We start from the raw sequence: 24,873 nt of genomic DNA, 5'->3' as shown, positions 1-24,873 counted from the left end.
GATGCAAACGAACCAAAAATCACAATCAAAATTAGGAAATCGCTAAAAGCGACATTCACTTTTAGAACTTCGTGCTTGAGGCTGCGCCTAGCATCTGCGTTCTTTCGCTCATTATTTCTGAATTTTGATGTTTCCGACACTGTCGGAATTTGGGACATTACTTTTTACTAAATTTTGTTTTCTTCCCAATTTATATTTTTCTAACTTCTAACTTCTCTTTAAATAATTTCAAACCTTCAATATTCTTCAATCCTGGTTCTAGTTCAAATTTACTGTTAACATCGATGGCATAACAAAGCTTAGATTCCTGGCTTTGTAGGAATGACAAAACGTTTTCAACTTCATTTAATCCAATACCACCGCTTAAAAAATAAGGTTTGGTTGAAGGATAGTTTTTAAGCACATCCCAGTTAAAGGTGTAACCATTTCCACCTGGTAATTTTCCTTTAGTGTCAAACAGAAAATAATCACAGACTGTTTCATAAGGTGCTAAATCTTTAAAGTTGAATTCGTCTTTAATACTGAAAACTTTGATGATTTCAATGTCACTTAGACCATGTTCAGTCTGACAATTTTCTTTCAATTTAGAACAATATTCAGGGGATTCTTCACCATGTAATTGTACGGCTTGTAAATCGAATTCTTTTACTTTTTCAATAACAACATCTAATGATTCATTGACAAAAACACCTGTCTTTTTTATAGATTTTGATAATTTTGGGATAAAACTATCAAAGTTACGTTTTGATTTTTCGTAAAATATAAAGCCTAGATAATCGGGTTGCAAATTAGCAACAGCTTCTAGGTTGTCTTTATATTTCATTCCGCAAATTTTTAGTTTCATATATTCTAGCAAAAGCGGGAATTTCACCACACTTTATATTTTTGTTATTCTTACCAAAGCAGTAATCTATTTATTTCTTCTTGATATCATTTTTTCGTACTTCTAAAATCACTCGAAGTGACGATTATTACTTATTTAATGTTTCAATAAATGTTGTAGCACTTTTTCCTGGGTCATCTGTTTTCATAAAATTCTCTCCAATTAAAAAACCTTTATAACCAAAAGGTTGTAATTCTTTAATGGCTTCTATAGAGCTAATTCCAGATTCAGAAACCTTTACAAAATCATTAGGGATTAATTGACTTAATTGTTTTGAAGTATCTAAACAGACTTCAAAAGTTTTAAGATTTCTATTGTTTACGCCAAGCATATCTAACGATGGCATTATAGATTTGTGTAATTCTTCTTCGTTATGAACTTCTAATAAAACATCAAGGTTTAAGTGTTTTGCAAATTCTGAAAACTGTTTAATTTCAGCTCTTGTTAAGATTGCTGCAATTAGCAAAATGACATCGGCACCGTAAGCTTTAGCTTCAAGAATTTGGTATTCATCAATAATAAATTCTTTTCTTAAAAGCGGTAAATTAGAACTTGCTCTTGCTAATAATAAATCGTCTAAAGAGCCGCCAAAATATTTTGCATCTGTTAAAACAGACATTCCACAAACACCAGCATTTTCATAACCAGATGCTACATCTTGTACATTTAAGTTTTGATTAATAACAGATTTTGAAGGTGAACGCCTTTTATGTTCTGCTATAATTCCTGATGTGCTGTTTCTTAAATTAGCAGCTAAAGAAAACGTTGCTCGTGAAAACAATATAGACTGTTCTAATTGTTTAATAGGAATCAATGATTTACGTAAATTAACTTCTTTACGTTTGTCGAATACAATTTTATCTAGAATGTTCATGTTCTTTTCCTCTATGAGGTTAACTTTTTATTTTTTATTCTGTTCATTTTGTCTTGATACAAAACGAACCAAAAAATCACAATCAAAATTAGGAAATTGCTAAAGCATCACTCACTTTCAGAACTTCGTGCTTGAGGCTTCGCCACGCATCTACGTTCTTTCGTTCATTATTTCTGAATTTTGATGTTTTCCGACTGCGTCGAAATTTGGGACATTAATTTTAACTTAATTTTATTTTCTTCCCAAGTTGTATTTTAAATTTTGCTTACTGCTTACTGCTTACTGCTTACTGCTTACTGCTTACTGCTTACTGCTTACTGCTTACTGCTTACTGCTTACTGCTTACTGCTTACTGCTTACTGCTTACTGCTTACTGCTTACTGCTTACTGCTTACTGCTTACTGCTTACTGCTTACTGCTTACTCAATTCAATTAATTTATCTAAACTCTGTTTTGCTTTTCCACTAACGAGAGATTCTTTAGCAAGTTCAAAACCTTCTTTATGAGAGATTTGTTTTGCTGTTGCAATGGCTAAACCTGCGTTAGCACAAACGACCTTATGTTGTGCTTCTGTTCCTTCGTTATTGATGACACTTTTAAAAATCTCGGCAGCCATTTTTACGCTATTTCCTCCAAATATTTCAGATTGTTGAATTTGTGAAAGGCCTAGATAAGAAGGTTCAAATAAAACTTCAGATGTATTAGAAATCACTTTTGTTTTTCCTGTTAATGAAATTTCATCATAACCATCTAAAGCATGGACAATAGCATAGTTTTTATCTGTTTCTTGATATAAATAACTGTATAATCTTAATAATTCGAGATTAAAAACACCAACCATTTGATTTTTTGGAAATGCCGGATTTACCATTGGACCTAACATGTTAAAGAATGTTTTTACACCTAATTCTTTTCTAATTGGTGCTACATTTTTCATAGCTGGGTGAAATAATGGGGCGTGTAAAATACAGATTCCTGCTTCGTCTATACTTCGTTTTAAAAAGTCGGAATCACTACTGAATTTAATCCCTAAATATTCCATAACATTTGAAGAACCACATGCTGATGATACGCCGTAATTTCCGTGTTTTGAAACGTGAACTCCTGCTCCTGCAGTTACAAAAGAAGATAGGGTTGAAATATTAAAAGTATCTTTTCCATCACCACCAGTTCCACATAAATCAATGGTCTCGTAATTATCTAAATTTACAGGAATACATAATTCTAAAAGTGCGTCTCTAAAACCACGAAGTTCATCGGTGGTAATACTTCGCATCATATAAACGGTTAAGAACGATGCAATTTGACTTTGATTATATTTTCCTTCGGATATGTTAACCAAGACGTTTTTTGCTTCTTTACTAGAGATGTTTTCTTGGTTGATGAGTCTATTTAATATTTGTTTCATTCTAATTCCTGCTAAAACAGATGTTCTTTAATTAAACTGTTATCTGTTTATATTGTCTTATTCCTTTATTATTTTTACTTCAAGTTTATTGGTTCACCCAATTCTCAAGAATCTTTTTTCCGTCTGGTGTTAATACTGATTCAGGATGATATTGTACGCCTTTTACATCATAAACTTTATGTCTTAGCGACATTATTTGTCCGTTTTCGTCAAAAGAAGTCGCTTCTAAAACGTCAGGTAAATTACTATTAACAACCCATGAGTGATATCTGCCAACTTCGAAGGTTTTGTTTAAGTCATTAAATAAAGTTTCATCAGTAACCGAAAGTGTAATATTGGTAGCGACACCATGATAAACATTTTCTAAGTTTTCTAATGAACCTCCAAAAACTTCAGCTATGGCTTGTTGTCCTAAGCACACACCTAAAATACTTTTAGTAGGCGCGTAGGTTTCTATAATTAGCTTTAATAAACCAGCTTCGTCTGGGATACCTGGTCCTGGTGATAATACAATTTTATCAAAAGCATCGACTTCTTCGATGGTTAATTTATCGTTTCGTTTAACGGTGACTTCACAGTCTAAATCTTCTAAATAATGAACGAGATTATAAGTAAAACTGTCGTAATTGTCTATGACTAATATTTTTTTCATCTTAAATTTCTTCTGCCTGTTCTATCGCTTTTGTTAAAGCACCAAGCTTATTATATACTTCTTGCAATTCACTTTCGGCTTCAGATTTGGCAACTATTCCTGCTCCTGCTTGCCAAAATAATTTATGGTCTTGACTTAAAAATGTTCTAATCATAATGGCGTGATTAAAATTGCCGTTAAAATCCATAAAACCTATGGCACCGCCGTAATAACCTCTACTGGTTTTTTCATATTTTTCTATCAGTTGCATGGCTTTGTGCTTTGGTGCTCCACTTAAAGTTCCTGCAGGAAACGTGTCTGCAACCACTTGCATGGTATCTGTGTTTTTATGAATTGTTCCTGTAACTTTACTTACTAAGTGTATAACATGCGAGAAAAATTGTACTTCTCTATAGTTTTCTACAGTTACATTGCTACCGTTTCTACTTAGGTCATTTCTGGCTAAGTCAACTAACATAACGTGTTCACTGTTTTCTTTATCGTCTTTTATTAACTCTTCAGCAAGTTGCGCATCTTTAAGATCATTTCCACTTCGTTTAAAAGTTCCTGCAATGGGGTGAATCTCTGCTTTTCCTTTGCTGACAACTAGTTGTGCTTCTGGTGAACTTCCAAATATTTTGAAATTTCCGTAATCGAAATAAAATAGATAAGGGGATGGGTTAATACTTCGTAATGCTCTGTAAACATTGAACTCATCTCCAATAAATTCTTGAGAAAATCGTTTAGAGAGTACCAATTGAAAAACATCACCTCTGCCACAGTGTTTTTTTGCAAGCTCTACATTCTTTTTATATTCTTCATCAGTTAAATTTGATTGAATACCTCCTTTAGGTTTAAAATTGTAAGAAGCATATTGTCTGGTTTGAATTAGCTGTAGAATATCGTCAATATTATTTTCGTTATGAAAACAATTAGCAAAAATATAAGCCTCATTTTTTTTGTGATCTATAGCAATGATGTTTTGATAAACAGCATAGTATATTTCAGGAATAGAAACAGAATTATCTTTCTTAGAAATTGTTATATCTTCAAAATACTTTACAGCATCATAAGAGGTGTAACCAAAGATTCCATTATTTATAAACTTAAATTCTTCTTTACAGTCAACCTTAAAACGTTGTGTAAACTTGTGAATTTCTTCAACCACACCAACTGTTTCAACAATATTACTTTTAGTGCTTCCGTCCGGATAGGTTTGCGAAATAATATCACCTTCAACTTTTATAGATGCAATAGGATTACAGCATATATATGAGAAATTATTGTCACTGGCATGATAATCACTACTTTCTAAAAGAATACTGTTGGGGAATTTATCTCTAATTTTAAGATAGATACTAACAGGTGTAATGGTATCTGCTAAGATTTTTTTATAATGTGTGTGTAAACTAAATGTTTTCATTTTTGCTGAATTTATTTTCAGTATTTGTTTAAAATAAAAAAAGGCTTGTCGTGAATGACAAGCCTTTTTTTATATAATTTGTTACATAACAAGGATTATTTCACGAACGTAAGTTTGAGAAATTCCACCACCAAGTATGATTTGTATTTATTTTCATAATATATTCAAATATAGAAATCAATTTTCAGATTTCAAACACTTTAAGAAAAAAAGATTCCTGATTTAGTAAATTTTAACCAAAACAGGAACCAAAAGTTGAGTCTTACTTAAATTAAAAGTATTAAAACTTAAGTGTTACGTTTAAATCAAATTCGTCATAAATAGCCTTGTCTTTTAACGTTTCTAAAATTGAAGGTGATTGGTAAGTAATATTATGTTTTGTTCTGTCAATTTTTAAACTTGCAGTAGCCGTGTCACCTTTAACAATCATAGGAAAAGAAATAGCTTCAGTTTCTCCTTTAATTGTAATGTTAGCCTTTACAATATAATCTCCATCTTTTCCAGATACAGAAGTGATTTCAAGAGATGCTGTTGGAAATTCTTCTACGCCAAAGAAATCATCAGATTTTAAATGACCATCTAATTTCCCTTTATATTCACCTTCTAGATCAGTACTACCTAATGATGTCATATCTATAACAAAATTACCTCCTGTTAAAGTTTTACCATCAAAAGCTAATGAGGCACTAGTTAAATTAACAGTTCCTGTATGTTCACCACCTACTTTGTAGCCTTTCCATACTACTGAACTTTCTTTAACTTTTACGGTTTTGTCTTTTATTGTTGTGTAAGACATAAATGATAATGCTAAGATTAATAGCGTAGCAATTTTTGAGTTTCTGTTTTTCATAATTATTTATTTTTTAATTTTATTAAAAGGGTATTCAATTGTGTTAACTCTTCTTGAGTTAATTTTTTTGTGATTTTTTTTTCTTTTGTATCTATAATTGGGTCAACCATTTTTAGAGTTTCTAAGCCAAGGTCAGTAATTATTATTTCAACTTTTCTTCTATTGATTTTACAAATACTACGTTTTACAAATTTCTTTTTAATCAATTTGTCAACTAGTCTTGTAGTGTTACTCATTTTACTTACCATACGTTCTTGTATATCTTGTAAGTTTATAGCATTTCCGTTTTGGCCTCTTAAAATCCGAAGCACATTAAACTGTTCTAAGGATAAATCAAAAGGTTTTAATTCTATTAATAAATCGTCTTTCATCCAAGAAGTTGTCTGAAATATATTTACGACAGTTGCTTGTGATAGAGGGATCTCTAATTTCGTTTTTATAATTTCACTTAATTCTTTCATATACAACAATTGTATATACAAATGTATATATTTTGTTATCATATAAGATTAATTTTTTGTTAAAATTAATAGGATGCTTTTTTAGCTGAAAAGAAGCATGTGATAAAAATGAACTAAGTAAAATTAATTGTTTGTATATTAATAGATTAAGCTTATATGTTGCTTTGTGTTGTTCTTCAATATGTTAAAAATGAGTTTGGATTGTAACACTTCTAGTTTTTTTTCGTCTATATCACAAGGAAATGTTAATTTCGTTAAAAATTAATAAAGAAAAAGATGGCTAATTTATCACAAGAAGAATGGACAAAACAATTAGAAGCAGACGATAATGCTGTTGTTTTAGATGTTAGAACCCAAGATGAAGTAAACGACGGAATGATTCCTAATGCAATACATATTGATATTTATAAAGGTCAAGGCTTTGTTTCTGAAGTAGATCAATTAGATAAAACTAAAAATTATTATGTGTATTGTAGATCTGGTAATCGAAGTGGACAAGCTTGCAATATTATGAATCAATTAGAAATAGAAAATGCATATAATCTTTTAGGAGGATTTATGGAGTGGAAAGGAGAGGTTGTTTACAATGAATAATACGAATAGGATGAATAAAGTATTTATAATATGTTGTTTGTTTTTAACACTAGGTGTTAGTACCAGTTGTTTAGATACTACATTATCTGATGATGATATAAAGTTAATAACAGCTGCGGAAATGAAATCTATTTTAGAACTAGAAAACGTTCAATTAATAGATGTACGAACGCCAAAGGAATATAAAGAAGATCATATTTTTAGTGCGCAGAATATAGATTTTATGTCTCCTACTTTTGATGAAGACATTACAAAGTTAGATAAAAATGAACCTGTAATACTTTATTGTAAGTCAGGAAGGCGTAGTGCTAAATGTGCTAAGAAGATGAAGAAAGCCGGATTTAAAAAAATATACGATTTAGAAGGCGGAATTTCGAAATGGAGACATTCCGATGAAATAGAAATTGAACAATAATCATAATTAAAAAAACGAACTTAATGTTCGTTTTTTTTTATACCATGAATTCTATTCAAATATTCTTAAGATTTTTATAAATTAGACCTTTTTTAAATGTAAGAAGAAATACATCTGCTACATTTGCAAATCAACTCATCATCATGAATATTAAAAAATTACTTTTCTTCTGTCTATTGGCATTTTCATTCAACTTATTTTCACAGGTTTTCGATCCTGTAAAATGGGAAACTAAAACAGAAAAAATATCTGATACAGAGTATAATCTTATAGCCATAGCAACAATCGATTCAGGTTGGCATTTATACTCTCAAAATGTACCAGAAAACGGTCCTATACCTACGGGGTTTTCATTTACAAGAACTAAAAACTTTGAGTTGGTTGGCGATACTTCGGAAGATGAAGGTGTAACTGTTGATGATCCTGTTTTTGAAATGAGAATTAAATTTTTTGGAGATAAAGCAGTATTTAAACAGCGTATTAAAGTTTTAAATAATGAATTGTCACTTGTTGAAGGTGAAGTAGAATTCATGGTTTGCGATGACGAAAAATGTTTACCACCAACTTATGTTGATCTTAAGTTTAATCTTAATGAAGCTGAAGCGGTAGAAGGTGCTAAATCAGAATCAGCACCATTATCATTGGGTTTTGGAGGTGGAGAACAAAATAAAATTTTAGAACCTGTTAAATGGAGTACTTCTGTTGAAAAAATAAACGCTACCGAATTTGTCTTGGTCTCTACTGCAACTGTAGATAAAGGCTGGAAGCTCTATTCTCAAAATGTTGCAGATGGTGGGCCAATTCCAACAAGTTTTGAATATCCATCAAAAGAAGGTGTTGAGTTTATAGGAACTACTATTGAAGAAGACGGAAAAGAAAGTATGGATAAGGTCTTTGAAATGAAGATTAAATACTTTAAAGAGAAGACTGAGTTTAGACAAAAAGTAAAGCTTACTAATAAAGATATTACATCAATTACAGGAGAAGTTGGTTTTATGGCTTGCGACGATGAGCGTTGTTTAGCTCCAACTTATGTAGATTTAGAATACGATTTAACCAATACTGTTGCAGCTACTTCAGATGTAAAAGATACAGCAGATTCAGAAGAAGATGAATCAAGCGAAGGTTTGTGGTCTATTTTTATCATCGCTTTCTTTTCAGGATTTGTAGCTTTATTAACGCCTTGTGTGTTTCCTATGATTCCAATGACGGTAAGTTTCTTTATTAAACAAAGTCAATCTAAAGCAAAAGGAATCCGAAATGCAATTATCTACGGATTATCAATTATTATCATCTATGTTTTATTAGGAACTATAATTACAGCCATCTTTGGAGCCGATGCTTTAAATGCTTTAGCAACCAATGTGTGGTTTAATTTGATATTCTTTTTATTATTAGTTGTTTTTGCTATCTCATTTTTAGGAGCTTTCGAGATTGTTTTACCTAATTCTTGGGCCAATAAAGCCGACAGACAAGCTGATAGAGGCGGGCTAGTCGGTATCTTTTTTATGGCTTTAGCTTTAGCGATTGTTTCGTTTTCTTGTACAGGACCAATTGTAGGTACTATTTTAGTCGAAGCAGCATCTAAAGGAGGTATTGCACCAGTAATTGGTATGTTGGGGTTTTCTACAGCAATAGCATTACCATTTGCTTTATTTGCAGCATTCCCAGGATGGTTAAATACATTACCAAAATCTGGTGGTTGGTTAAATACAGTAAAAGTTGTTTTAGGATTTTTAGAATTAGCACTTGCATTTAAATTCTTATCACAAGCAGATTTAGTTTTACAATATCATTTCTTAGAGCGAGAAGTATTTATTGCAATTTGGATTGCTGTTTTTGGAACGTTATCTCTTTATCTTTTTGGGAAGATTCAATTACCACACGATTCACCTTTAAAACATATCTCTGTTGGTAGATTATTATTTGGTTTACTAACCTTGACGTTTACCATTTATATGATCCCTGGACTTTGGGGAGCGCCTTTAAAAATTATAAGTGCATTTCCTCCTCCATTAGATTATAGCGAATCTCCTTACGGTGTAGGAAACTCAAAAGGTGGAGCAGTAGCAAGTATTACAGATATTCCAGAAGGCGCACATTTATTAGCACCACACGATATTTTAGCGTTTAATGATTACGAAACAGGTTTGGCTTATGCTAAAAAAGTAGGAAAGCCTGTAATGTTAGATTTCACAGGTTGGGCTTGTGTTAATTGTCGTAAAATGGAACAAAATGTTTGGGTAGATCCAAATGTATTAGCGAGACTTAAAAACGATATTGTACTTATTTCTCTATATGTTGATGAGCAAATTGATTTTCCGGAAGGTGAAGCACCCGATTCTAAATTAAGACCTGGTAAAAAGCTTAAAAATAAAGGACAGATGTGGAGTGAGTTTCAAACTATAAAATACAAAACCAATACACAGCCTTATTATGTGTTAATGGATCATAATGAAGATACACTTATTGAACCTGTTGCTTATACGCCAGACATTGAAGAATATGATTCATGGTTGAAAGAAGGAATTAAAAGTTTTAAAAAATAAAGATTAATTCCATTCTAAATCGCTGCGCTCATTCCAGTAATGATCTTTAGATACTGCAAATGATTTTAATGTTGTGATTTCATCTTCGGTTAGAACAAAATTTGAAGCTTTTAAGTTTTGTTCTAATTGAATAGAATTTGAAGCGCCACTCAATACGACTTTAGGTTCTAAATAATCCATGATAAATCGAAGTGCAATAGCATCATTACCAGCATTATATTTATTTGAAAGTGTTTCTAAATAATTATAAGCTTTATCATAGGCTTTAAATTTATCATACTTAAAGATACGACCGTTTGCTAATCCTTCTTTAATAATTACAGTTTTGCCTTCGTTGATTAATTCTTTTAAAATCTGAAAAGTAGATTGTTCAAATATGTTGAACGTTACTTGGTAGCTGTTAAATAAAGCTTCTCCATTAAACTCAATTTTTCGGGCTTCTTCTATAATTTTTACTTGTTCTGTTCCACTTGAAGAAATTCCGATTTCGAGTTGATATTCTTGTTTTAATTCATTTAATCTAGAGAGTACAGCGTTGTTGGTTAAAACACCGCTATCTAGTGTTGCAGAATGTATTTGATAGATTTTTAAATTAGGTAGTAGGGCTTTAGATACTTCCCATTGTTCATTCAATTTTTCAATAGAATGTTCTTTAATTTCATGTTTGCCAGAAAACCCAATTTCCCAATTAGCAACATAAGTATAACCGAATTTTGTAGATAAGCAGACGTCTTTATAACCACGAGAGTCATTCCAATTTTGTAAAAACTCTTCACCTAAACCATAAGAAGGAGCAACATCAAAATCTCTAATTCCAAGTTGGTAAGCTTCATCTAAAACTTTAAAAGCTGTATTTCTAAAGGTTGCAACAGATTTATCAATATTAGAATCTGGTCTAATATTTAGATAATCTGGTCTTCCTAAAGCTGCTAAGCCTAATCCTATTTTTGTACTGCTCATTTTCTTATGTATCTGGAGTAAATTTAAAAATTTTTAAACAGATAAGACAGCGATACTATTTAAAATTAGGATCTATTAAGCTGTTTTTAATTTATCGGAATGTAATTTTCTAAGCTTCGCTAATTTAGGGTCAATTACAAAACCACAATAACCATACTCGGGATTATTCTTATAAAAATCTTGATGCTCCTGTTCTGCTTCATAAAATGTTGGAGCTGCAGATAACTCTGTTACAATAGGATCTTGGTAGTATTGTGCAAGTTCTTTAAGTACTATTTCGGCAATCTTTTGCTGTGCGTCATCATGATAATAAATTACAGAACGGTATTGTGTTCCTCTATCACCACCTTGTCTATTTAATGTTGTTGGATCGTGGGTGGTCATAAAGATGACTAAAATATCTTCATAGCTAATAACATTAGCGTCAAATGTAATTTGAACAACTTCTGCATGGCCTGTTAAACCAGAGCAAATTTCTCTATACGTTGGTCTTCCAGGAACAGTTCCTCCAGAATAACCAGAAAGGACTTGTTCTACACCTCTTACTTCTTCAAATACGGCTTCTGTACACCAAAAGCAGCCACCGCCAACAGTCGCTATTTGTAAATTCTTTGTACTCATTAGGTAGTCTCTGTATCTAAAATCATTGATTCTGAATTTACGCAATAACGCAATCCACTAGGTTCTGGGCCATCAGGGAAAACGTGTCCTAAATGCGAATCGCAGGTATTACACATAACCTCTACACGTACCATCCCAAAAGCGGTGTCTTTTTCGTATTTAATAGCATTTTCTCTTATGGGTTGTGTAAAGCTAGGCCAACCTGTACCGGAGCTAAATTTTATAGTCGAATCGAATAATGGTGTATTACAGCAAATGCAATTGTATTGACCTTCATCATAAGCTGTGCAAAGGTCACCGCTATGTGCACGTTCTGTTCCTTTTTGTCTTGTAATTCGGTATTGTTCTCTTGTTAATTGTGCCATCCATTCTGCTTCTGTTTTTTCAACACGGCGGTTTGGAGTTGGATTTCCTTTTACAGAAAAGTTAATAATGTCTTTCCAAGTTAGCATATATATGAGTTCTTTCTTTTAAATTAGTGAACATAAAGATAGTCGAAATGTTTCTTAATTTCTTACGATTTTAATGTGAGTAATGATTAGTCGATCTACTTGAGGTAAATTACGAGTCTAAATGATAAATTGACGTTAAGTTTTTCTAAATTAAAGAGAAAAACCCGCGTATCATTCTTTATTCTCTATTAGAAACAATAATTTTGCGATTCATTATAATGAAAACAAGAAATTTATGAGTCAAGTAAAAGAAAATGATACGGTAAAAGTACATTATACAGGAAAATTAAAAACAGGTCAAGTTTTTGATAGTTCTTTAGAGCGTGAGCCTTTAGAATTTACATTAGGACAAGGCATGTTGATTCCTGGTTTTGAAAAAGCTGTTATCGATATGAAAGTGAGTGATAAAAAAACTGTAGACATCCCAATGGAAGAAGCTTATGGTGATGTAAGAAAAGAATTATTTCATAAAGTTGAAAAAGCACAATTACCTGCTGAAATTAAGCCGGAAATTGGTTTAGGTTTAGCGTCTAGAGATGAGCAAGGAAACGAGCACCAATTTAGAATTGTTGAGGTAAACGAAGATCACGTTATCGTTGATGGAAATCACCCTTTAGCAGGACAAGCATTAGTTTTTGATCTTGAATTAGTTGAGATTAAATAAGCATCTGCTATTTTAAAATATAAAAAGACCTGTAAATTAAGTTTTACAGGTCTTTTCGATTTAAGAGATTGTTGTATATAATATAATTTTATGATTTCAATTCAGGTATTACTAGAAATGGTATTACCGGATGAAATCCTATTTTCTGAATCACGGGTTCATTCATAACATTTTCAATAAAGCTATGTTTGTAATTTACCATGGCTAAAATATTAATGTTATGATCTTTAACATAGTCTTTTATAATTTGTTCTTTAGAGCCAAAGTTAGGAGCCCAATCAATGCTACTTGGATAATCTTCAAGATATACTTTTAACATTGATAAATTATAATTTTGTTTCTCTGTTAAAGTTTCTTTCGTGTTAATATGCACAACTTTTATTTTTGAATTATATAATTTGGTTAATTCCATTAAAGGCATTAATTCATCTCCATAAAATCTATTAAAATCAGTTGGAAATGCAATCTGTTCTGGTTTTACAAAATTATACGCATCAGGTACAACTAAAACAGGGCAAAGTCTTATTTTGTTTATGATATTAACAGTGTTACTACCAAAGATAAATTCTTTAGCACCAGTAGCACCTTTAGTAGCCATAATTACTAAACTAATGTTACGTTCTTTAATTGTGTCTTCAATTATAGTTGATAAAGATTCTATACTATAGATCGTCTCAAAAGTATGCTCAGAATTTTTGCTTTCAGCTTTAGCTTTTTCTTTTAATTCAACAAGGTTATTTTTAGCTTCTTCTTTTTGTAAATCTATAAAGCTTGAAGTTATATATGTCCTAGATGTATTATTTGTAAAAGACCAAGAGTGTAAAAAGTGAAATGTACAAGATTCATTTGCATATAATTTTAATGCATAAAGTATGGCGCTCCATGAATTATCTGAAAAATCTGTTGGTAATAATATATGATGTCTCATAATGTTTTAAATCCTTTGTATAAACAAAATTAATAATTAACTGTTGTGGTAGAAATGATTTATATCAGTTTAACGTGGAATCACTAAAAAAGGAATTGTAGGATGAAAACCTATGTTTTTTATAATGGGTTCTTTAATAATGTTTTCCATAAAACTATGTTTATAATTAATCATTACCAAGATGTTAATCTTTAGTTCTTTAATAAAATCGGTTATCACTTTTTCTTTTGTGTCATAATCGGTTAACCAATGAAAATTGTAATCGTAATGATCTAAATATGTACTTAGTAATGCTAAATTTTGTTTTTGAGTTTCAGAAATATTATCCTCTTTATTAATATGCATAATTCTAATTTTAGAATTATAAAGATTAGTTAACTGCTTTAATGGTAATAACTCATCTCCATAGGCACGATTAAAATCCGTAGGAAAAGCAATTTGCTCCAGAGTTTCAAATTCATAATCTTTAGGAATAACTAAAACAGGACAGTTTTTAATCTGTTTAATAATGTTAACTGTGTTACTACCAAAAATAATTTCTTTGGCCATACCAGCTCCTCGTGTACCAATAATAATGAGATCGATTTTTTCTTTTAGAATAATGACTTCAATAGCGTGTTCTAAATCATTTGCATTTGAAATAACTTTAAAAGAATGATTTTCATTAATCTTATTTTTTTCTGCCAAAGATTTTAATTCAGCTAAATCTCTCTCTGCATTTTCTGCCATTACTCGTATCAGCTTATTAGACATACTAGACATTGCAGAGACCTTCATTTTAGAAGAATGTAAAAAATGAAATGTACATTCTTCATTCTTATATAGCTTCATTGCATATACAGCAGCACTCCAGGCATTATCTGAAAAATCTGTTGGTAAAAGAATATTTTTTGACATTGTAATTCTGTTGTTTTATATTTTGTGTTTATTTTAAATTAATTTCTAACGGTATTCTGAAAAGCTAACAGTGGAATTTTTAAACCAAGACTTACCTTATCTATAGTAGAAGGAAATAGCATATCTTCTAAAAAAGAATGTTGTGTATTTATCATAGTGATGAGATCAATATCATTTTGTTCAATGTGATTGCTAATCGTAACGGCAACTTTTTTACTGTTTTTAATATTGAAATTCACTTTATTTGGTGATAATGTGTCTTTTATAAAATCTCTATTATCTTCTTGTCTTATTGATAACTTATTGCTTGTGCTAATGTACATAACATCAATTTTACTTCGGTATGATTTTGCTAAAATTGATAACAATTTTAATTCACGTCTTTTATACGGAATAAGAAAATTTGTTGGAAATAAAATTTTCTTGGGTTGTGTATTTGTATAATCTGAAGGAATAGCTAAAACCGGACATTGTACATATTTTAAAACCTGAAATGTCTGACTTCCAAATACAATATTACGTGCGTTAGATTTACCTTTTGTTCCCATGACTATTAAATCTATATTTTGTTCATTAGCTATGGTATTTGCTTCTTCTACAAGAGTGCTATAAGCAGAAATGCTTCTGTAGGTATACTTTGGATTTGGAGCAATTTTTTGAATCTCATTTAATAATTTAGCTAAGTTGTTTAGAGATGAGGTTTTTACCTTATTCAATACATTTTCAAAGACTTCACGAGATACCAATTCATCATGATCATAAAACTCATTTCTATAAGCATGCATTAAAGTAAATTCAACTTTTTGATACTTAAAAAACTCTAAGGCATACTTAATAGCATTTATAGAATTTTTAGAGAAGTCTGTTGGTAAAAGTATGGATAACATGATCTTAGCTTTTATTTATGAATATAAATTTACGAAATAAATTTATTTTAATCTATGATATATGTCAGTAGAAAAATGAAGTAAACTTTTTGTGTTGTTATTCAATTGAGTAGAAATTGTTAAACAATTAAAGGAGATGAAACTTTAGTTAATCATTGTTTTAAACTCGAAAAAAAAAGGTAAGCGATACTCTTATTTTTTTGAAGGGTAAATAATTTTGAAGAAACTAAAGAAGTGGATGCTTAAGAATAGGTTTTTGTCTGAAAAAATAAACCCCTTATGTCTTTTTAGACATAAGGGGTTTTTAATAGTGGAGTCGGAGAGAATCGAACTCTCGTCCAAACAAGTAACCAAAAGGCTTTCTACACGTTTATTCTTTTCTTAGGTTTTCGACTTGAAGCTGGTTAAAGACAACCCACTTTTAGCTTAGCTTCTTAATCTCGAAAAGGTATCGAAGCACTACCTAATCTAAGTCAATTTTTACGATGCCTAATAAAGAACGCCATTAACTAAGGCTTTCTCGAGACATTTAGCACTCCTACCTAGTAGGACGAGGCTTAATCTTACTGTAATTCAGATTATGCAGCTAAAGCGTAGTTATTCTCGCCGTTTAAAATTTGGTCTAGCCTTTTACGTGTATCAATGCCATTACACGACGTGCTTACAATCTAATTAATCTCGCTGTCAAAACCAGTCGACCCCAATTTAATAGAATAGTAATTTCCAAGAAACAGATAATAAAGTTTCAAGGGCTGCAAATTTACTAAAAATACTAACGCAAAAGCTATACCAAATCCATTTTATAAACTTCTTAACTAACATTGTCAGCTTATAACATCCCAAATTGGCACTCTTTTTTACATTTTAACCTAAGATTTGTGTTGAATTACCTACGTTCTATATAAAGTTTTTAGACTTAAAATACAGCAAATTTTCATTTACTTTTTTGTTTGTTTTTACGCTTCAAGTCAGAGGCTTATAGTCTGCTTTTTTTATTTCAAAAATCACTCCTTAACAATTAGAATACATTATTAACAATGCCTTGGTGATCATTTAAAGTAATCTTAATAAGGTGTGTTAAGTTGTTGTTTGTTAGGTTTTTGATAAAATGTAAAAAACTAAAAAACGCACTTTAACGATGTTTTGTGCTTTTCAGTGGGGTCTCAATTTAATGCAGGAAGACGATGTTTTGTTAGAATTTCTACATTTGTTTCGAATTAAAAATAAGTGTTCTCATGAAAATAAAATTGCATACTTTACTCTTAAATCAGAGTGCTTTTCTAAGTGTATTTTTATTCAAAATTATACTATCTATTGTTGTATTTATAAGCTTGTCTACAAAAGCATCTGCTCACGGAGATTTAACAAAACAAATAGCAATAAAGACACACCAAATTTCAGAAAGTCCAAACAATTTTAAACTGTATTACGAAAGAGGATTGTTATATCAACAGCATGTTGAATATCCAAAAGCAATGGAAGATTATTTAAAATCTAAAACTTTAGGAAATACTGATAATGCATTACAATACCGAATTTCTGAACTTAATTATCTATCTGAAGATTATCCAAAAGCTTTACAAAACATAACTTCTTATTTAGATATTACACCTACGGATGTAAAAGCTAAAAAGCTTGAAGCACAAATATTGTTTCATTTAAAATCTTACCAGAAATCCTTAAGTGCCTATAAATATGTTATGGAGCATATGGTTGATTTAAGACCAGAGGATATTTTAGAATATACAGACATAATTCTAGCCGAAAATAATGAAAATTATAAAGTAGCCTTAGAGGTTATAGAATTAGGTTTAAAGAAGCTAGGTTCAAATACGCTAGCTCTTCAACTTAAAAAACTAGACTATTTCAAGGCAGATCATCAAATAGAGGAAGCTTTAAAACAATATGATTATTTCATTTTAGAATACAAAAGAAAAGAGTTTTGGTACTATAAAAAAGCCAATTATTTAGCCCAATTAGATAGATCTAACGAAGCCAATATTGCTCTAAAACAAGCAACGATTGCTATAGATCAATTGGATAACAAGTTTAAAAAAATGAAATCGATTACAGAATTAGAAGTCAAAATACAAGATTTAGAAAACACAATTAATAACTGAAAAAATTATGATTAAGAAAAGTACTTTTATGTTAATGATGCTGCTAGTTACGGCGTATTCATTTTCTCAAACCGTATCGGTAGATATTCCCATTAATGGGAGTGCGGGTTCTGCTGAAGAAAATTTTAGTGGTAGTGGTGAAGTCTATACAGGCAGTTCGGATTTAGAATTATACCACGACGGAACGGATGAACAAGTCGTTGGTCTTTATTTTCAAAACATAGGACTTCCTCAAAACGCAGTTATTACTAATGCATACATTCAATTTCAAGTAGATGAAAATGGCGCAGGAGATGTTACTGTAAATGTAACAGGCGATGATACAGATAATGCATCAAGTTTTGTTGGTAATGCAGCTTATGGTGTTTCTTCAAGACCCTCTACAACAGCAAACGTAGATTGGGCTATTGCAAGTTGGGATGGACAAATTGGTCAAGCATCAACAGATCAAAGAACACCAGATATTAGTGCTATACTTTCAGAAATTACCTCAAGAAGTGGTTGGGCAGAAGGAAATAGCATGGTTTTTAAATTTACAGGAGTTTCAAGATCTGATGGTGCTTGGAGAGAAGCTGAAAATAATTCAGGAGGCACACCTTCATTACATATTGAATACACAGCTGAGCCTTCAGACGTTGTTATTTCTACAGTAAATATTACAGCTAATGAAGATGATGGTACGGCTGAAGAAGCGTTTAGCGGTAGCGGTTTTGTAAGTACTATTAGTTCCGATTTAGAATTATATTATGATGGAACTACAGAACAAGTTGTAGGGGTCCGTTTTGAAAATATTAATCTTCCACAAAATGCTGTGGTAACCAATGCTTATGTTCAGTTTGAAGTGGATGAAAACGGAAATGGAGATGTCACTGTAAATGTTACAGGAGATAATAGTGACGATGCTTCTGTGCTTGGATCTAATGGTAATTTTGGCCTTTCAACCAGAACAGCAACTACAGCAAATGTAGATTGGGCTATAGCGAGTTGGGTAGGGCAAATAGGTCAAGCTTCAACAGCGCAGAGAACACCAGATATCAGTGCTATTCTTTCTGAAATTACAGCAAGAAGTGGTTGGGAACCAGGGAATAGTATGGCATTTATGTTTACAGGAGTTTCGAGATCTGATGGAGCTTACAGAGAAGCTTCTAGTGCATCAGTTTTGTTACATATTGAATATGAAACACCACCAGTTGAAATCGATATTACAGGAAACTCTATTTCTATTGAAAATGGAGATACAACACCAGATCTTTCAGATTTTACACAATTTGAAAACACAGGAATTAATGAAACATTAACCAGAACGTTTTCTATTACAAATTTAGGGGAGCAAGATTTAAACTTAATAGGTTCACCATTAGTTTCTATAACTGGTGATGCTGAGTTTACTATTCTTACACAACCAAGTTCTTCTATTGTAAGTGCTGGCGGAAGTTTAGATTTTGTAGTGCAATATGCACCAACTGCATCAGTAACTAATACGGCAATGATTTCAGTTGCTAGTGATGATGCCGATGAAAATCCTTATACGTTTAGTTTACAAGCTACTGGTGAAACGGCTGTTATCGATTTAGATGTTTTAGGGAATGGAACATTAATTTCTAATGGAGATACGACACCAGATGTTTTAGATCATACAGATTTTGGCCCTACTTTTATTTCTATAGGAACAACAAAAACTTATACCATAGCAAATACAGGAAATAGTGTAATTACAATAGCTTCTATAATTAGTGACAACCCAGAGTTTGTGATTACTAATTCAGAGTCAACTATTAATGGCGGAATGTCTTCAACTTTTAATATCACTTTTATACCTACAAGTTCAGCTTCATCTACAGCTACTATCACTATAGAGAGTAATGATACGGATGAAAATCCATTCACATTTAATGTGCAAGGTGAAGGAGAAGAGGCTTCTTTCCCTGCTACAATTATGGCTGGTGATGATTGGTTCTACTTAAATGATGCTAGCGATCAAGGTACAGCATGGAGAACCTTAACGTTTGACCAAAGTAATTGGGAAGAAGCAGCTACGGAAATTGGTTACGGAGATGGAGATGAAGTTACCGATTTAGGAGTGCCTGCTACACCAAGACCTGTTACAACCTATTTTAGAAAGTACATTGATATGGAAAATATAGGAATGTATAATAGTTTAGATTTAGAAGCTGTTAGAGATGATGGTATTGTAGTTTATGTAAACAATGTTGAGGTTTGGAGAAATAACATGCCAACTGAAGGAGCTATAGCATTCGATGATGAGGCAATCACAGGAATTAGTGGGTCTGATGAAGATTTTTGGAATACACAAAATGTAAATTCTTTCCCGTTAGTTGAAGGAGTTAATATTATAGCCGTAGAAATTCACCAGAGTAGTGTAAATAGTGGAGATATTAGTTTTAATTTTAAACTAACACCTAGCACATCTATTGCACCAACTATTGAAGTAGAAAGAGGCCCTTATTTACAAAGTGGAACACCTACAAGTGTGGTTGTAAAATGGAGAACAGCAGTAGAAACGCAATCTGCGGTTAAATACGGAACAGCTTTAGATATGTTAACTTCAGTAGTTTCTAATTCAGAATTAACTACGGAACATGAAGTGACTTTAACGGGGTTAGATCCAAACACTACATATTACTATAATATAGGTAATGCCGATGAAGTACTTGCACAAAGCGAAACTGGAGATATGTTCATTAAAACAGCACCAGTTGCAGGAACAGATCAATTTGTAAGAGCATGGATTTTAGGAGATCCTGGAACAGGAAGTGTTAATCAAAGAAATGTTAGAGATGCTTATTACAATTACGTTTCTACAGTAGAAACAAATACAGGTCAAACGGATATGATGTTGTTTTTAGGAGATAATGCTTACAGTAATGGTACTGATGCACAGCACCAAAGTTATTTCTTTAATGTGTATGACGACATGTTGAAAAAGGCCGTAGCTTGGTCTTGTTTAGGAAACCATGATGGTTTTACTTCAGATTTAGAAACTCAGTCTGGTCCTTATTATGACATATTTACTTTTCCAACGGCTGCTGAAGCTGGTGGAGTTGCATCAGGGACGGAAGCTTATTATTCTTTCGATTATGCAAATATTCACTTTATAGTATTAGACTCTCATCAATCAGGTAGAGAAGTAGGAGGTAGCCAATACCTTTGGGCTCAAAATGATATTCAGAATACAACACAAGATTGGATCGTCACTTTATTTCATCACCCAGCATATTCTAAAGGATCTCACGATTCGGATTGGGAAGATAGATTGATTGAAATGAGAGAAAATTTTATGCCAGTATTAGAAGCTAACGGTGTAGATTTAGTATTAAATGGGCATAGTCATTCTTATGAGCGTTCTTACTTTATCAATGGGCATCAAGGATTTGCAAACACTTTTAACATCGATAATATAACTAATGGAGGTCATATTGTTGGAGCAACAGGAGATGGAGATGGTAAAGTTGATGGCGATGGTGCATACCAAAAAACTAGCGATGCAACAGAAGGAGCTGTTTATATTACTGCAGGTTCATCAGGACAAATATCAGGAGGAGATTTAGATCATGAAGCCATGTTTTTATCTTTAAATCAACTTGGATCTTGTGTGATGGAAATTGAAAGTGATGGTAATGGTGGACAAAACTTAACGGTTAAGTTTGTAAGAGATACTGGTGCTATTGATGATTATTTTACCATCAGTAAAACAGGTGTAACACTTAGTGTTGATGATAACGAAACAGTAGAGAAAACGATAAAAGTTTTCCCTGTACCAGCTAACGATTTACTTAATATTAAAGTAAACCTTAATGAGCATGTTACAAATGTTAAATTTTATAACAGCACAGGAAAGTTAGTTAAGGAAAGTGATAACGAAACTATCAATGTAAGTAATATGGCAACAGGAATGTATGTTATTGAAATTGCTACAGATAAGAATACGTATTACAAGTCTATAATTATTGAATAATTTACCTAACTAAATTATTTATTAAACCTCAACACAATGCTGTTAATAGCAGATTGTAGTTGGGGTTTTTAATTTATCTATAAGTTGATAAAATTTAAAGGATTTCTAAGTTGAAAATCTAAATGTAAAATGAAAAAAATAATCTTTTTAATCATCTCTGTTTTAATTTGTTCTTTAGCACTGTCTGGAAAAGAAGGTACAGAACCTTTTGAAACCAATACTATTACAGAAAATATAGGAGTCTTATACGCTTCTAATTTTTATAAATTTCAAGCAGAAGTCAATAGCTTAGTGAAGTTGACTCGTAATTCTAATAGTTCGAGTGAATTAAAAGCAATTAAAACTCAAGTTGAAAAGACAAGATTAGTCTATAAAAAAATCGAATTTATTTTTGATTACTACCAAACCTTCTATAACGGGACTTATATAAACGGAGCACCTTTACCTAAAGTTAGTGAGTATTATGAAGAAGGAAAAATTATTGAACCTTCAGGATTACAAGCCTTAGATGAAGCTGTAAATGAAGAGGCTTCAATTGAAAATATAGATTACATAAAAAAATTAGCAAACGAACTTAAAGCACATGTAGATTATGCTTCTGAGATTCATTTGCCAATTCGTCTAAAATCAAGTCAGGTTATAGAATGTATGCGTTCTGGTATGGTTAGGATTTTTACATTAGGTGTTACAGGTTTTGATACACCAGGTTCTGTAAATGCTTTAAAAGAAAGTTATGTGAGTTTGCAAAGTATGGAAACTGCATTTTTATATTTTGAAGAAGACATACAACCCAAAGCTAAATCTAAGTTCAGATCTATAAAAAAACTTTTTAAAAAAGGGAAAAAGATACTTAGTGATAATGTTAGCTTTAATGATTTTGATAGAATGACATTTCTAAAAGAAGTCATTAACCCTTTGTATGCAGAATTGTTAGAGTTTCAAAATTTAAATAAAATTACACTTGAACCTTATAAAAAACACGCTCAGAATTATAAAGCGGTTAACCTTTTTCAATCCGATTTTTTAGATACTAAGTTTTATTCAGAATTGGTGTATTTACCATTAGATAATCCTAAAACTATTCAGTTGGGTGCGTTGTTGTTTAAGGACACTAAGCTTTCTAATGGTAATATATTGTCTTGTGTTAGTTGTCACGATCCTAACAAAGGTTTTACAGATGGTTTACCAAAAAGTTTAGCCAATAAGAAAGGGTTTTATACATCTAGAAATTCACCTACCGTTATCAATTCAGGTTATGCGTCGCGTTATTTTTGGGATTTACGATCTTATGATTTAGAACGACAAGTCGGTCATGTTATAGATAATGATCTAGAGTTTAACACCACTTTTAAAGCCATTGTAAAGAAATTAAAAACAAATCCTAATTATTTAAAGTTATTTAAAGACGCTTACGGCGGTATTGATAAGCAAGATATAAATGAACGCTCTATCAGTAATGCAATTGCAGCTTATGTAAATTCTTTAAAATCTTTTGATAGTCCATTCGATAAATATGTTAGAAACGAGAGTAATGATTATCCTAAAGATGCCTTACGTGGATTTAATTTATTTATGGGAAAAGCAGCTTGTGGTACCTGTCATTTTGCACCGATGTTTAACGGAACTGTTCCGCCTTTTTATTTAGAGACAGAGTCTGAAGTTTTGGGTGTTACACAAGGTTTCGATACTATTAACCCTAAATTAGATACCGATATGGGGCGCTATGCTAATGGGTTAGATATTGATAAACAACCTTATTTTAGAAACTCTTTTAAGACTGTTTCTGTTAGAAATGTCGCTTTAACAGCACCATATATGCATAATGGTTCTTTTAATACTTTAGAAGAAGTGTTAGAGTTTTATAATTTAGGTGGTGGAGCAGGTATGGGCTTAGAGGTTGAAAATCAAACTTTATCTGATGCGCCGTTAGATTTAACAACTCAAGAAATTAAAGATATTATAGCCTTTATGGAATCTCTTACGGATACGTCTAGTTTTTTAGATGAAGAAGATTAGGGGGGATTTCAGTACCATTTAAAACAAAAAAACAGGAAGCTTTCACTTCCTGTTTTTTTTATGGATATATTTTTGTGTTAATCCTTTGTAACTCTTAAAGTCTGTGTGTTATTTCCTGAAGAAACTTTTACTAAATAAAGTCCTTTAGATAATTCAGATAAGTTAATAGATGAACCTGTAATAGCATCTTTATCAAAATTAGCGACTGTTTGCCCTAATAAGTTAAATACAGTAACGTTGTCAATGTCTTGAGCTGATTTAATGTTTAAAATTCCAGAAGTTGGGTTCGGGTAAACACTAGTCGTTTCAAATACGTTATCTGAGATAGATAATGCGGCATCCGTTGTAAAACTCCAAACATCACCTGTTGTTGATCCCATGCAATTTGTAGCATCTACACTCCAATAATACGTTGTATTAGCTTCTAAATTTGAAAAAGAATCTCCATTTTCAAAATCAGTATAAGCTTGTGTTGGCGGGTTTACAGTATCTAAGTAAAATACACTTGTATCTTCAGTAGTAGAAGCTGTCCAGTTAAAAGATACAGAAGCATCAGTTGTTTGAAGTTCAACATTAGAAGCTGAATTTGCAGGACTAGGTGCCGATGCTAATTCAGGAGCAGCGTCATTAGGGCAACAAGTAACACATTGAATCCTTGTATATGTTGTTGTGTCATCATTACTACAGTTCTCATCTATATGCCAATAAATAGTAATATTAGTAACTTCGATAGGTGCTGTAAAATTTAATGGACTCATACCATATGCAATTACAGTATCATCACTTTCTGTAACCGTTATATGTATTGGGTTATCTCCAGTAACCGAATAGTCATAGCCAGGTGTAAGATTTCCAATTAAAGAATATTCAGAATTTGGCCAAGTATCAAATACAATAGTTTCAGCATAACCTGTATTTTCCATAGCAACAGTCCCTCCTGGCCAATGTCCGCCAGAACCATCAAAACATTGTGCATTTGTAGTCATTGTCATTGTAAGACATAAGATAAATAATAGAGTAATTTTTTTCATTTTTTTTGTTTTAGTTAATGAACTCAAAACTACAATTGAGAATTACTAAATAGGTTACTCTATTATTATATAAATATTACTTTAAACCCTTACTATAGCTGAATTTTAAGAGAGTGTTAAGTGGTTGTGTTTTTTAATTATGTAGATGTTTATGCTTTTTTATAATTATGAAATAAGCTTATGTCTTAAAGTGAAATTTTATTTTGTAGAGATGTAATTGATACACAGATAAA

General features: G+C 31.6%; 21 protein-coding genes and 1 other RNA gene. 7 read left to right on the top strand and 15 right to left on the bottom strand.

The features are described from left to right. Positions 1–190: 190 nt before the first annotated feature. The 7 genes from H0I32_RS03735 to H0I32_RS03705 form a co-directional block, all read right to left on the bottom strand. Entirely contained in the window at positions 191–844 is a 654-nt protein-coding gene (locus H0I32_RS03735; protein ID WP_179314623.1) for a phosphoribosylanthranilate isomerase, read from the bottom strand. Between the two features lie 127 nt (positions 845–971). Next, on the bottom strand, positions 972–1,757 hold the full coding sequence (trpC, locus tag H0I32_RS03730) for an indole-3-glycerol phosphate synthase TrpC (RefSeq protein ID WP_173588903.1): 786 nt from the start codon (positions 1,755–1,757) through the stop codon (positions 972–974). Between the two features lie 412 nt (positions 1,758–2,169). Beyond that, positions 2,170–3,165, bottom strand: a complete 996-nt coding sequence (trpD, locus tag H0I32_RS03725; RefSeq protein ID WP_179314742.1) for an anthranilate phosphoribosyltransferase — start codon at positions 3,163–3,165, stop codon at positions 2,170–2,172. Between the two features lie 85 nt (positions 3,166–3,250). Beyond that, the gene (locus H0I32_RS03720) at positions 3,251–3,817 is read right to left on the bottom strand and encodes an anthranilate synthase component II (protein WP_179314741.1); all 567 of its coding nucleotides are present in this window, start codon (positions 3,815–3,817) and stop codon (positions 3,251–3,253) included. A 1-nt stretch (position 3,818) separates the two neighbouring features. Beyond that, complete coding sequence (locus H0I32_RS03715; protein WP_179314740.1) at positions 3,819–5,219, bottom strand: anthranilate synthase component I family protein; 1,401 nt, start codon at positions 5,217–5,219, stop codon at positions 3,819–3,821. Between the two features lie 280 nt (positions 5,220–5,499). Next, entirely contained in the window at positions 5,500–6,069 is a 570-nt protein-coding gene (locus H0I32_RS03710) for a YceI family protein (RefSeq protein ID WP_179314739.1), read from the bottom strand. Positions 6,070–6,071: 2 nt separating this feature from the next. Then, positions 6,072–6,530: a MarR family winged helix-turn-helix transcriptional regulator gene (locus H0I32_RS03705; protein WP_173589624.1), complete on the bottom strand. Its 459-nt coding sequence runs from the start codon at positions 6,528–6,530 to the stop codon at positions 6,072–6,074. Positions 6,531–6,806: 276 nt separating this feature from the next. Here H0I32_RS03705 and H0I32_RS03700 point away from each other — a divergent pair, with 276 nt between their 5' ends. The 3 genes from H0I32_RS03700 to H0I32_RS03690 all read left to right on the top strand — a co-directional run bounded on the left by H0I32_RS03700 (position 6,807) and on the right by H0I32_RS03690 (position 10,088). Beyond that, positions 6,807–7,124, top strand: a complete 318-nt coding sequence (locus H0I32_RS03700) for a rhodanese-like domain-containing protein (protein ID WP_173589623.1) — start codon at positions 6,807–6,809, stop codon at positions 7,122–7,124. Between the two features lie 10 nt (positions 7,125–7,134). Next, positions 7,135–7,539, top strand: coding sequence for a rhodanese-like domain-containing protein (locus H0I32_RS03695; protein ID WP_173589622.1), 405 nt, complete (start codon positions 7,135–7,137; stop codon positions 7,537–7,539). A 143-nt stretch (positions 7,540–7,682) separates the two neighbouring features. Beyond that, positions 7,683–10,088, top strand: a complete 2,406-nt coding sequence (locus H0I32_RS03690; RefSeq protein ID WP_179314738.1) for a protein-disulfide reductase DsbD family protein — start codon at positions 7,683–7,685, stop codon at positions 10,086–10,088. A 3-nt stretch (positions 10,089–10,091) separates the two neighbouring features. On the opposite strand, the gene H0I32_RS03685 is transcribed toward H0I32_RS03690, so the two are convergent. The 3 genes from H0I32_RS03685 to msrB all read right to left on the bottom strand — a co-directional run bounded on the left by H0I32_RS03685 (position 10,092) and on the right by msrB (position 12,121). Then, positions 10,092–11,048, bottom strand: a complete 957-nt coding sequence (locus tag H0I32_RS03685; RefSeq protein ID WP_179314737.1) for an aldo/keto reductase — start codon at positions 11,046–11,048, stop codon at positions 10,092–10,094. Positions 11,049–11,123: 75 nt separating this feature from the next. Continuing rightward, the gene (gene msrA, locus H0I32_RS03680) at positions 11,124–11,669 is read right to left on the bottom strand and encodes a peptide-methionine (S)-S-oxide reductase MsrA (RefSeq protein WP_179314736.1); all 546 of its coding nucleotides are present in this window, start codon (positions 11,667–11,669) and stop codon (positions 11,124–11,126) included. After that, the gene (msrB, locus tag H0I32_RS03675) at positions 11,669–12,121 is read right to left on the bottom strand and encodes a peptide-methionine (R)-S-oxide reductase MsrB (RefSeq protein WP_173589618.1); all 453 of its coding nucleotides are present in this window, start codon (positions 12,119–12,121) and stop codon (positions 11,669–11,671) included. Before msrB ends, msrA begins: the two co-directional genes overlap by 1 nt. A 235-nt stretch (positions 12,122–12,356) precedes the next feature. Between msrB and H0I32_RS03670 the strand changes: the two genes are divergently transcribed. Then, on the top strand, positions 12,357–12,785 hold the full coding sequence (locus H0I32_RS03670; protein WP_173589617.1) for a peptidylprolyl isomerase: 429 nt from the start codon (positions 12,357–12,359) through the stop codon (positions 12,783–12,785). Between the two features lie 88 nt (positions 12,786–12,873). Here the strand turns inward: H0I32_RS03670 and H0I32_RS03665 are convergent, their stop codons facing one another. From H0I32_RS03665 to ssrA, 4 genes are all read right to left on the bottom strand, one after another. Beyond that, a complete protein-coding gene (locus H0I32_RS03665; RefSeq protein WP_179314735.1) occupies positions 12,874–13,713 on the bottom strand; it encodes a universal stress protein in 840 nt (279 codons plus the stop codon). Between the two features lie 69 nt (positions 13,714–13,782). After that, positions 13,783–14,610, bottom strand: coding sequence for a universal stress protein (locus tag H0I32_RS03660; RefSeq protein ID WP_173589615.1), 828 nt, complete (start codon positions 14,608–14,610; stop codon positions 13,783–13,785). A gap of 38 nt (positions 14,611–14,648) precedes the next feature. Next, positions 14,649–15,497, bottom strand: a complete 849-nt coding sequence (locus tag H0I32_RS03655; RefSeq protein ID WP_173589614.1) for a universal stress protein — start codon at positions 15,495–15,497, stop codon at positions 14,649–14,651. A gap of 308 nt (positions 15,498–15,805) precedes the next feature. After that, positions 15,806–16,199, bottom strand: a transfer-messenger RNA (tmRNA) gene (ssrA, locus tag H0I32_RS03650). A 533-nt stretch (positions 16,200–16,732) separates the two neighbouring features. Between ssrA and H0I32_RS03645 the strand changes: the two genes are divergently transcribed. From H0I32_RS03645 to H0I32_RS03635, 3 genes are all read left to right on the top strand, one after another. Then, positions 16,733–17,617 carry a tetratricopeptide repeat protein gene (locus H0I32_RS03645; RefSeq protein ID WP_179314734.1) on the top strand — a complete coding sequence of 295 codons (885 nt, stop codon included), beginning with the start codon at positions 16,733–16,735 and terminating at the stop codon, positions 17,615–17,617. Positions 17,618–17,624: 7 nt separating this feature from the next. Continuing rightward, positions 17,625–21,593 carry a choice-of-anchor D domain-containing protein gene (locus H0I32_RS03640; RefSeq protein ID WP_179314733.1) on the top strand — a complete coding sequence of 1,323 codons (3,969 nt, stop codon included), beginning with the start codon at positions 17,625–17,627 and terminating at the stop codon, positions 21,591–21,593. A gap of 129 nt (positions 21,594–21,722) precedes the next feature. Then, positions 21,723–23,609: a cytochrome-c peroxidase gene (locus tag H0I32_RS03635; RefSeq protein ID WP_179314732.1), complete on the top strand. Its 1,887-nt coding sequence runs from the start codon at positions 21,723–21,725 to the stop codon at positions 23,607–23,609. A 77-nt stretch (positions 23,610–23,686) separates the two neighbouring features. Here the strand turns inward: H0I32_RS03635 and H0I32_RS03630 are convergent, their stop codons facing one another. Then, positions 23,687–24,640 (bottom strand): T9SS type A sorting domain-containing protein, encoded by a 954-nt coding sequence (locus H0I32_RS03630; protein WP_179314731.1) that lies wholly within the window; start codon positions 24,638–24,640, stop codon positions 23,687–23,689. Between the last annotated feature and the right edge of the window lie 233 nt (positions 24,641–24,873).

This window comes from Winogradskyella sp. HaHa_3_26, assembly GCF_019278425.1.
Classification (GTDB): domain Bacteria; phylum Bacteroidota; class Bacteroidia; order Flavobacteriales; family Flavobacteriaceae; genus Winogradskyella; species Winogradskyella undariae.
This window is presented reverse-complemented; position numbering and strand designations above follow the sequence as displayed.

Coding starts and splice junctions, on each gene's coding strand:
- trpC (WP_173588903.1), bottom strand. CDS start 1,757: ATGAACATTCTAGATAAAATTGTATTCGACAAACGTAAAGAAGTTAAT.
- H0I32_RS03685 (WP_179314737.1), bottom strand. CDS start 11,048: ATGAGCAGTACAAAAATAGGATTAGGCTTAGCAGCTTTAGGAAGACCA.
- trpD (WP_179314742.1), bottom strand. CDS start 3,165: ATGAAACAAATATTAAATAGACTCATCAACCAAGAAAACATCTCTAGT.
- H0I32_RS03670 (WP_173589617.1), top strand. CDS start 12,357: ATGAGTCAAGTAAAAGAAAATGATACGGTAAAAGTACATTATACAGGA.
- msrB (WP_173589618.1), bottom strand. CDS start 12,121: ATGCTAACTTGGAAAGACATTATTAACTTTTCTGTAAAAGGAAATCCA.
- H0I32_RS03635 (WP_179314732.1), top strand. CDS start 21,723: ATGAAAAAAATAATCTTTTTAATCATCTCTGTTTTAATTTGTTCTTTA.
- H0I32_RS03655 (WP_173589614.1), bottom strand. CDS start 15,497: ATGTTATCCATACTTTTACCAACAGACTTCTCTAAAAATTCTATAAAT.
- H0I32_RS03645 (WP_179314734.1), top strand. CDS start 16,733: ATGAAAATAAAATTGCATACTTTACTCTTAAATCAGAGTGCTTTTCTA.
- H0I32_RS03665 (WP_179314735.1), bottom strand. CDS start 13,713: ATGAGACATCATATATTATTACCAACAGATTTTTCAGATAATTCATGG.
- H0I32_RS03720 (WP_179314741.1), bottom strand. CDS start 3,817: ATGAAAAAAATATTAGTCATAGACAATTACGACAGTTTTACTTATAAT.
- H0I32_RS03715 (WP_179314740.1), bottom strand. CDS start 5,219: ATGAAAACATTTAGTTTACACACACATTATAAAAAAATCTTAGCAGAT.
- H0I32_RS03735 (WP_179314623.1), bottom strand. CDS start 844: ATGAAACTAAAAATTTGCGGAATGAAATATAAAGACAACCTAGAAGCT.
- msrA (WP_179314736.1), bottom strand. CDS start 11,669: ATGAGTACAAAGAATTTACAAATAGCGACTGTTGGCGGTGGCTGCTTT.
- H0I32_RS03710 (WP_179314739.1), bottom strand. CDS start 6,069: ATGAAAAACAGAAACTCAAAAATTGCTACGCTATTAATCTTAGCATTA.
- H0I32_RS03630 (WP_179314731.1), bottom strand. CDS start 24,640: ATGAAAAAAATTACTCTATTATTTATCTTATGTCTTACAATGACAATG.
- H0I32_RS03695 (WP_173589622.1), top strand. CDS start 7,135: ATGAATAAAGTATTTATAATATGTTGTTTGTTTTTAACACTAGGTGTT.
- H0I32_RS03640 (WP_179314733.1), top strand. CDS start 17,625: ATGATTAAGAAAAGTACTTTTATGTTAATGATGCTGCTAGTTACGGCG.
- H0I32_RS03700 (WP_173589623.1), top strand. CDS start 6,807: ATGGCTAATTTATCACAAGAAGAATGGACAAAACAATTAGAAGCAGAC.
- H0I32_RS03705 (WP_173589624.1), bottom strand. CDS start 6,530: ATGAAAGAATTAAGTGAAATTATAAAAACGAAATTAGAGATCCCTCTA.
- H0I32_RS03660 (WP_173589615.1), bottom strand. CDS start 14,610: ATGTCAAAAAATATTCTTTTACCAACAGATTTTTCAGATAATGCCTGG.
- H0I32_RS03690 (WP_179314738.1), top strand. CDS start 7,683: ATGAATATTAAAAAATTACTTTTCTTCTGTCTATTGGCATTTTCATTC.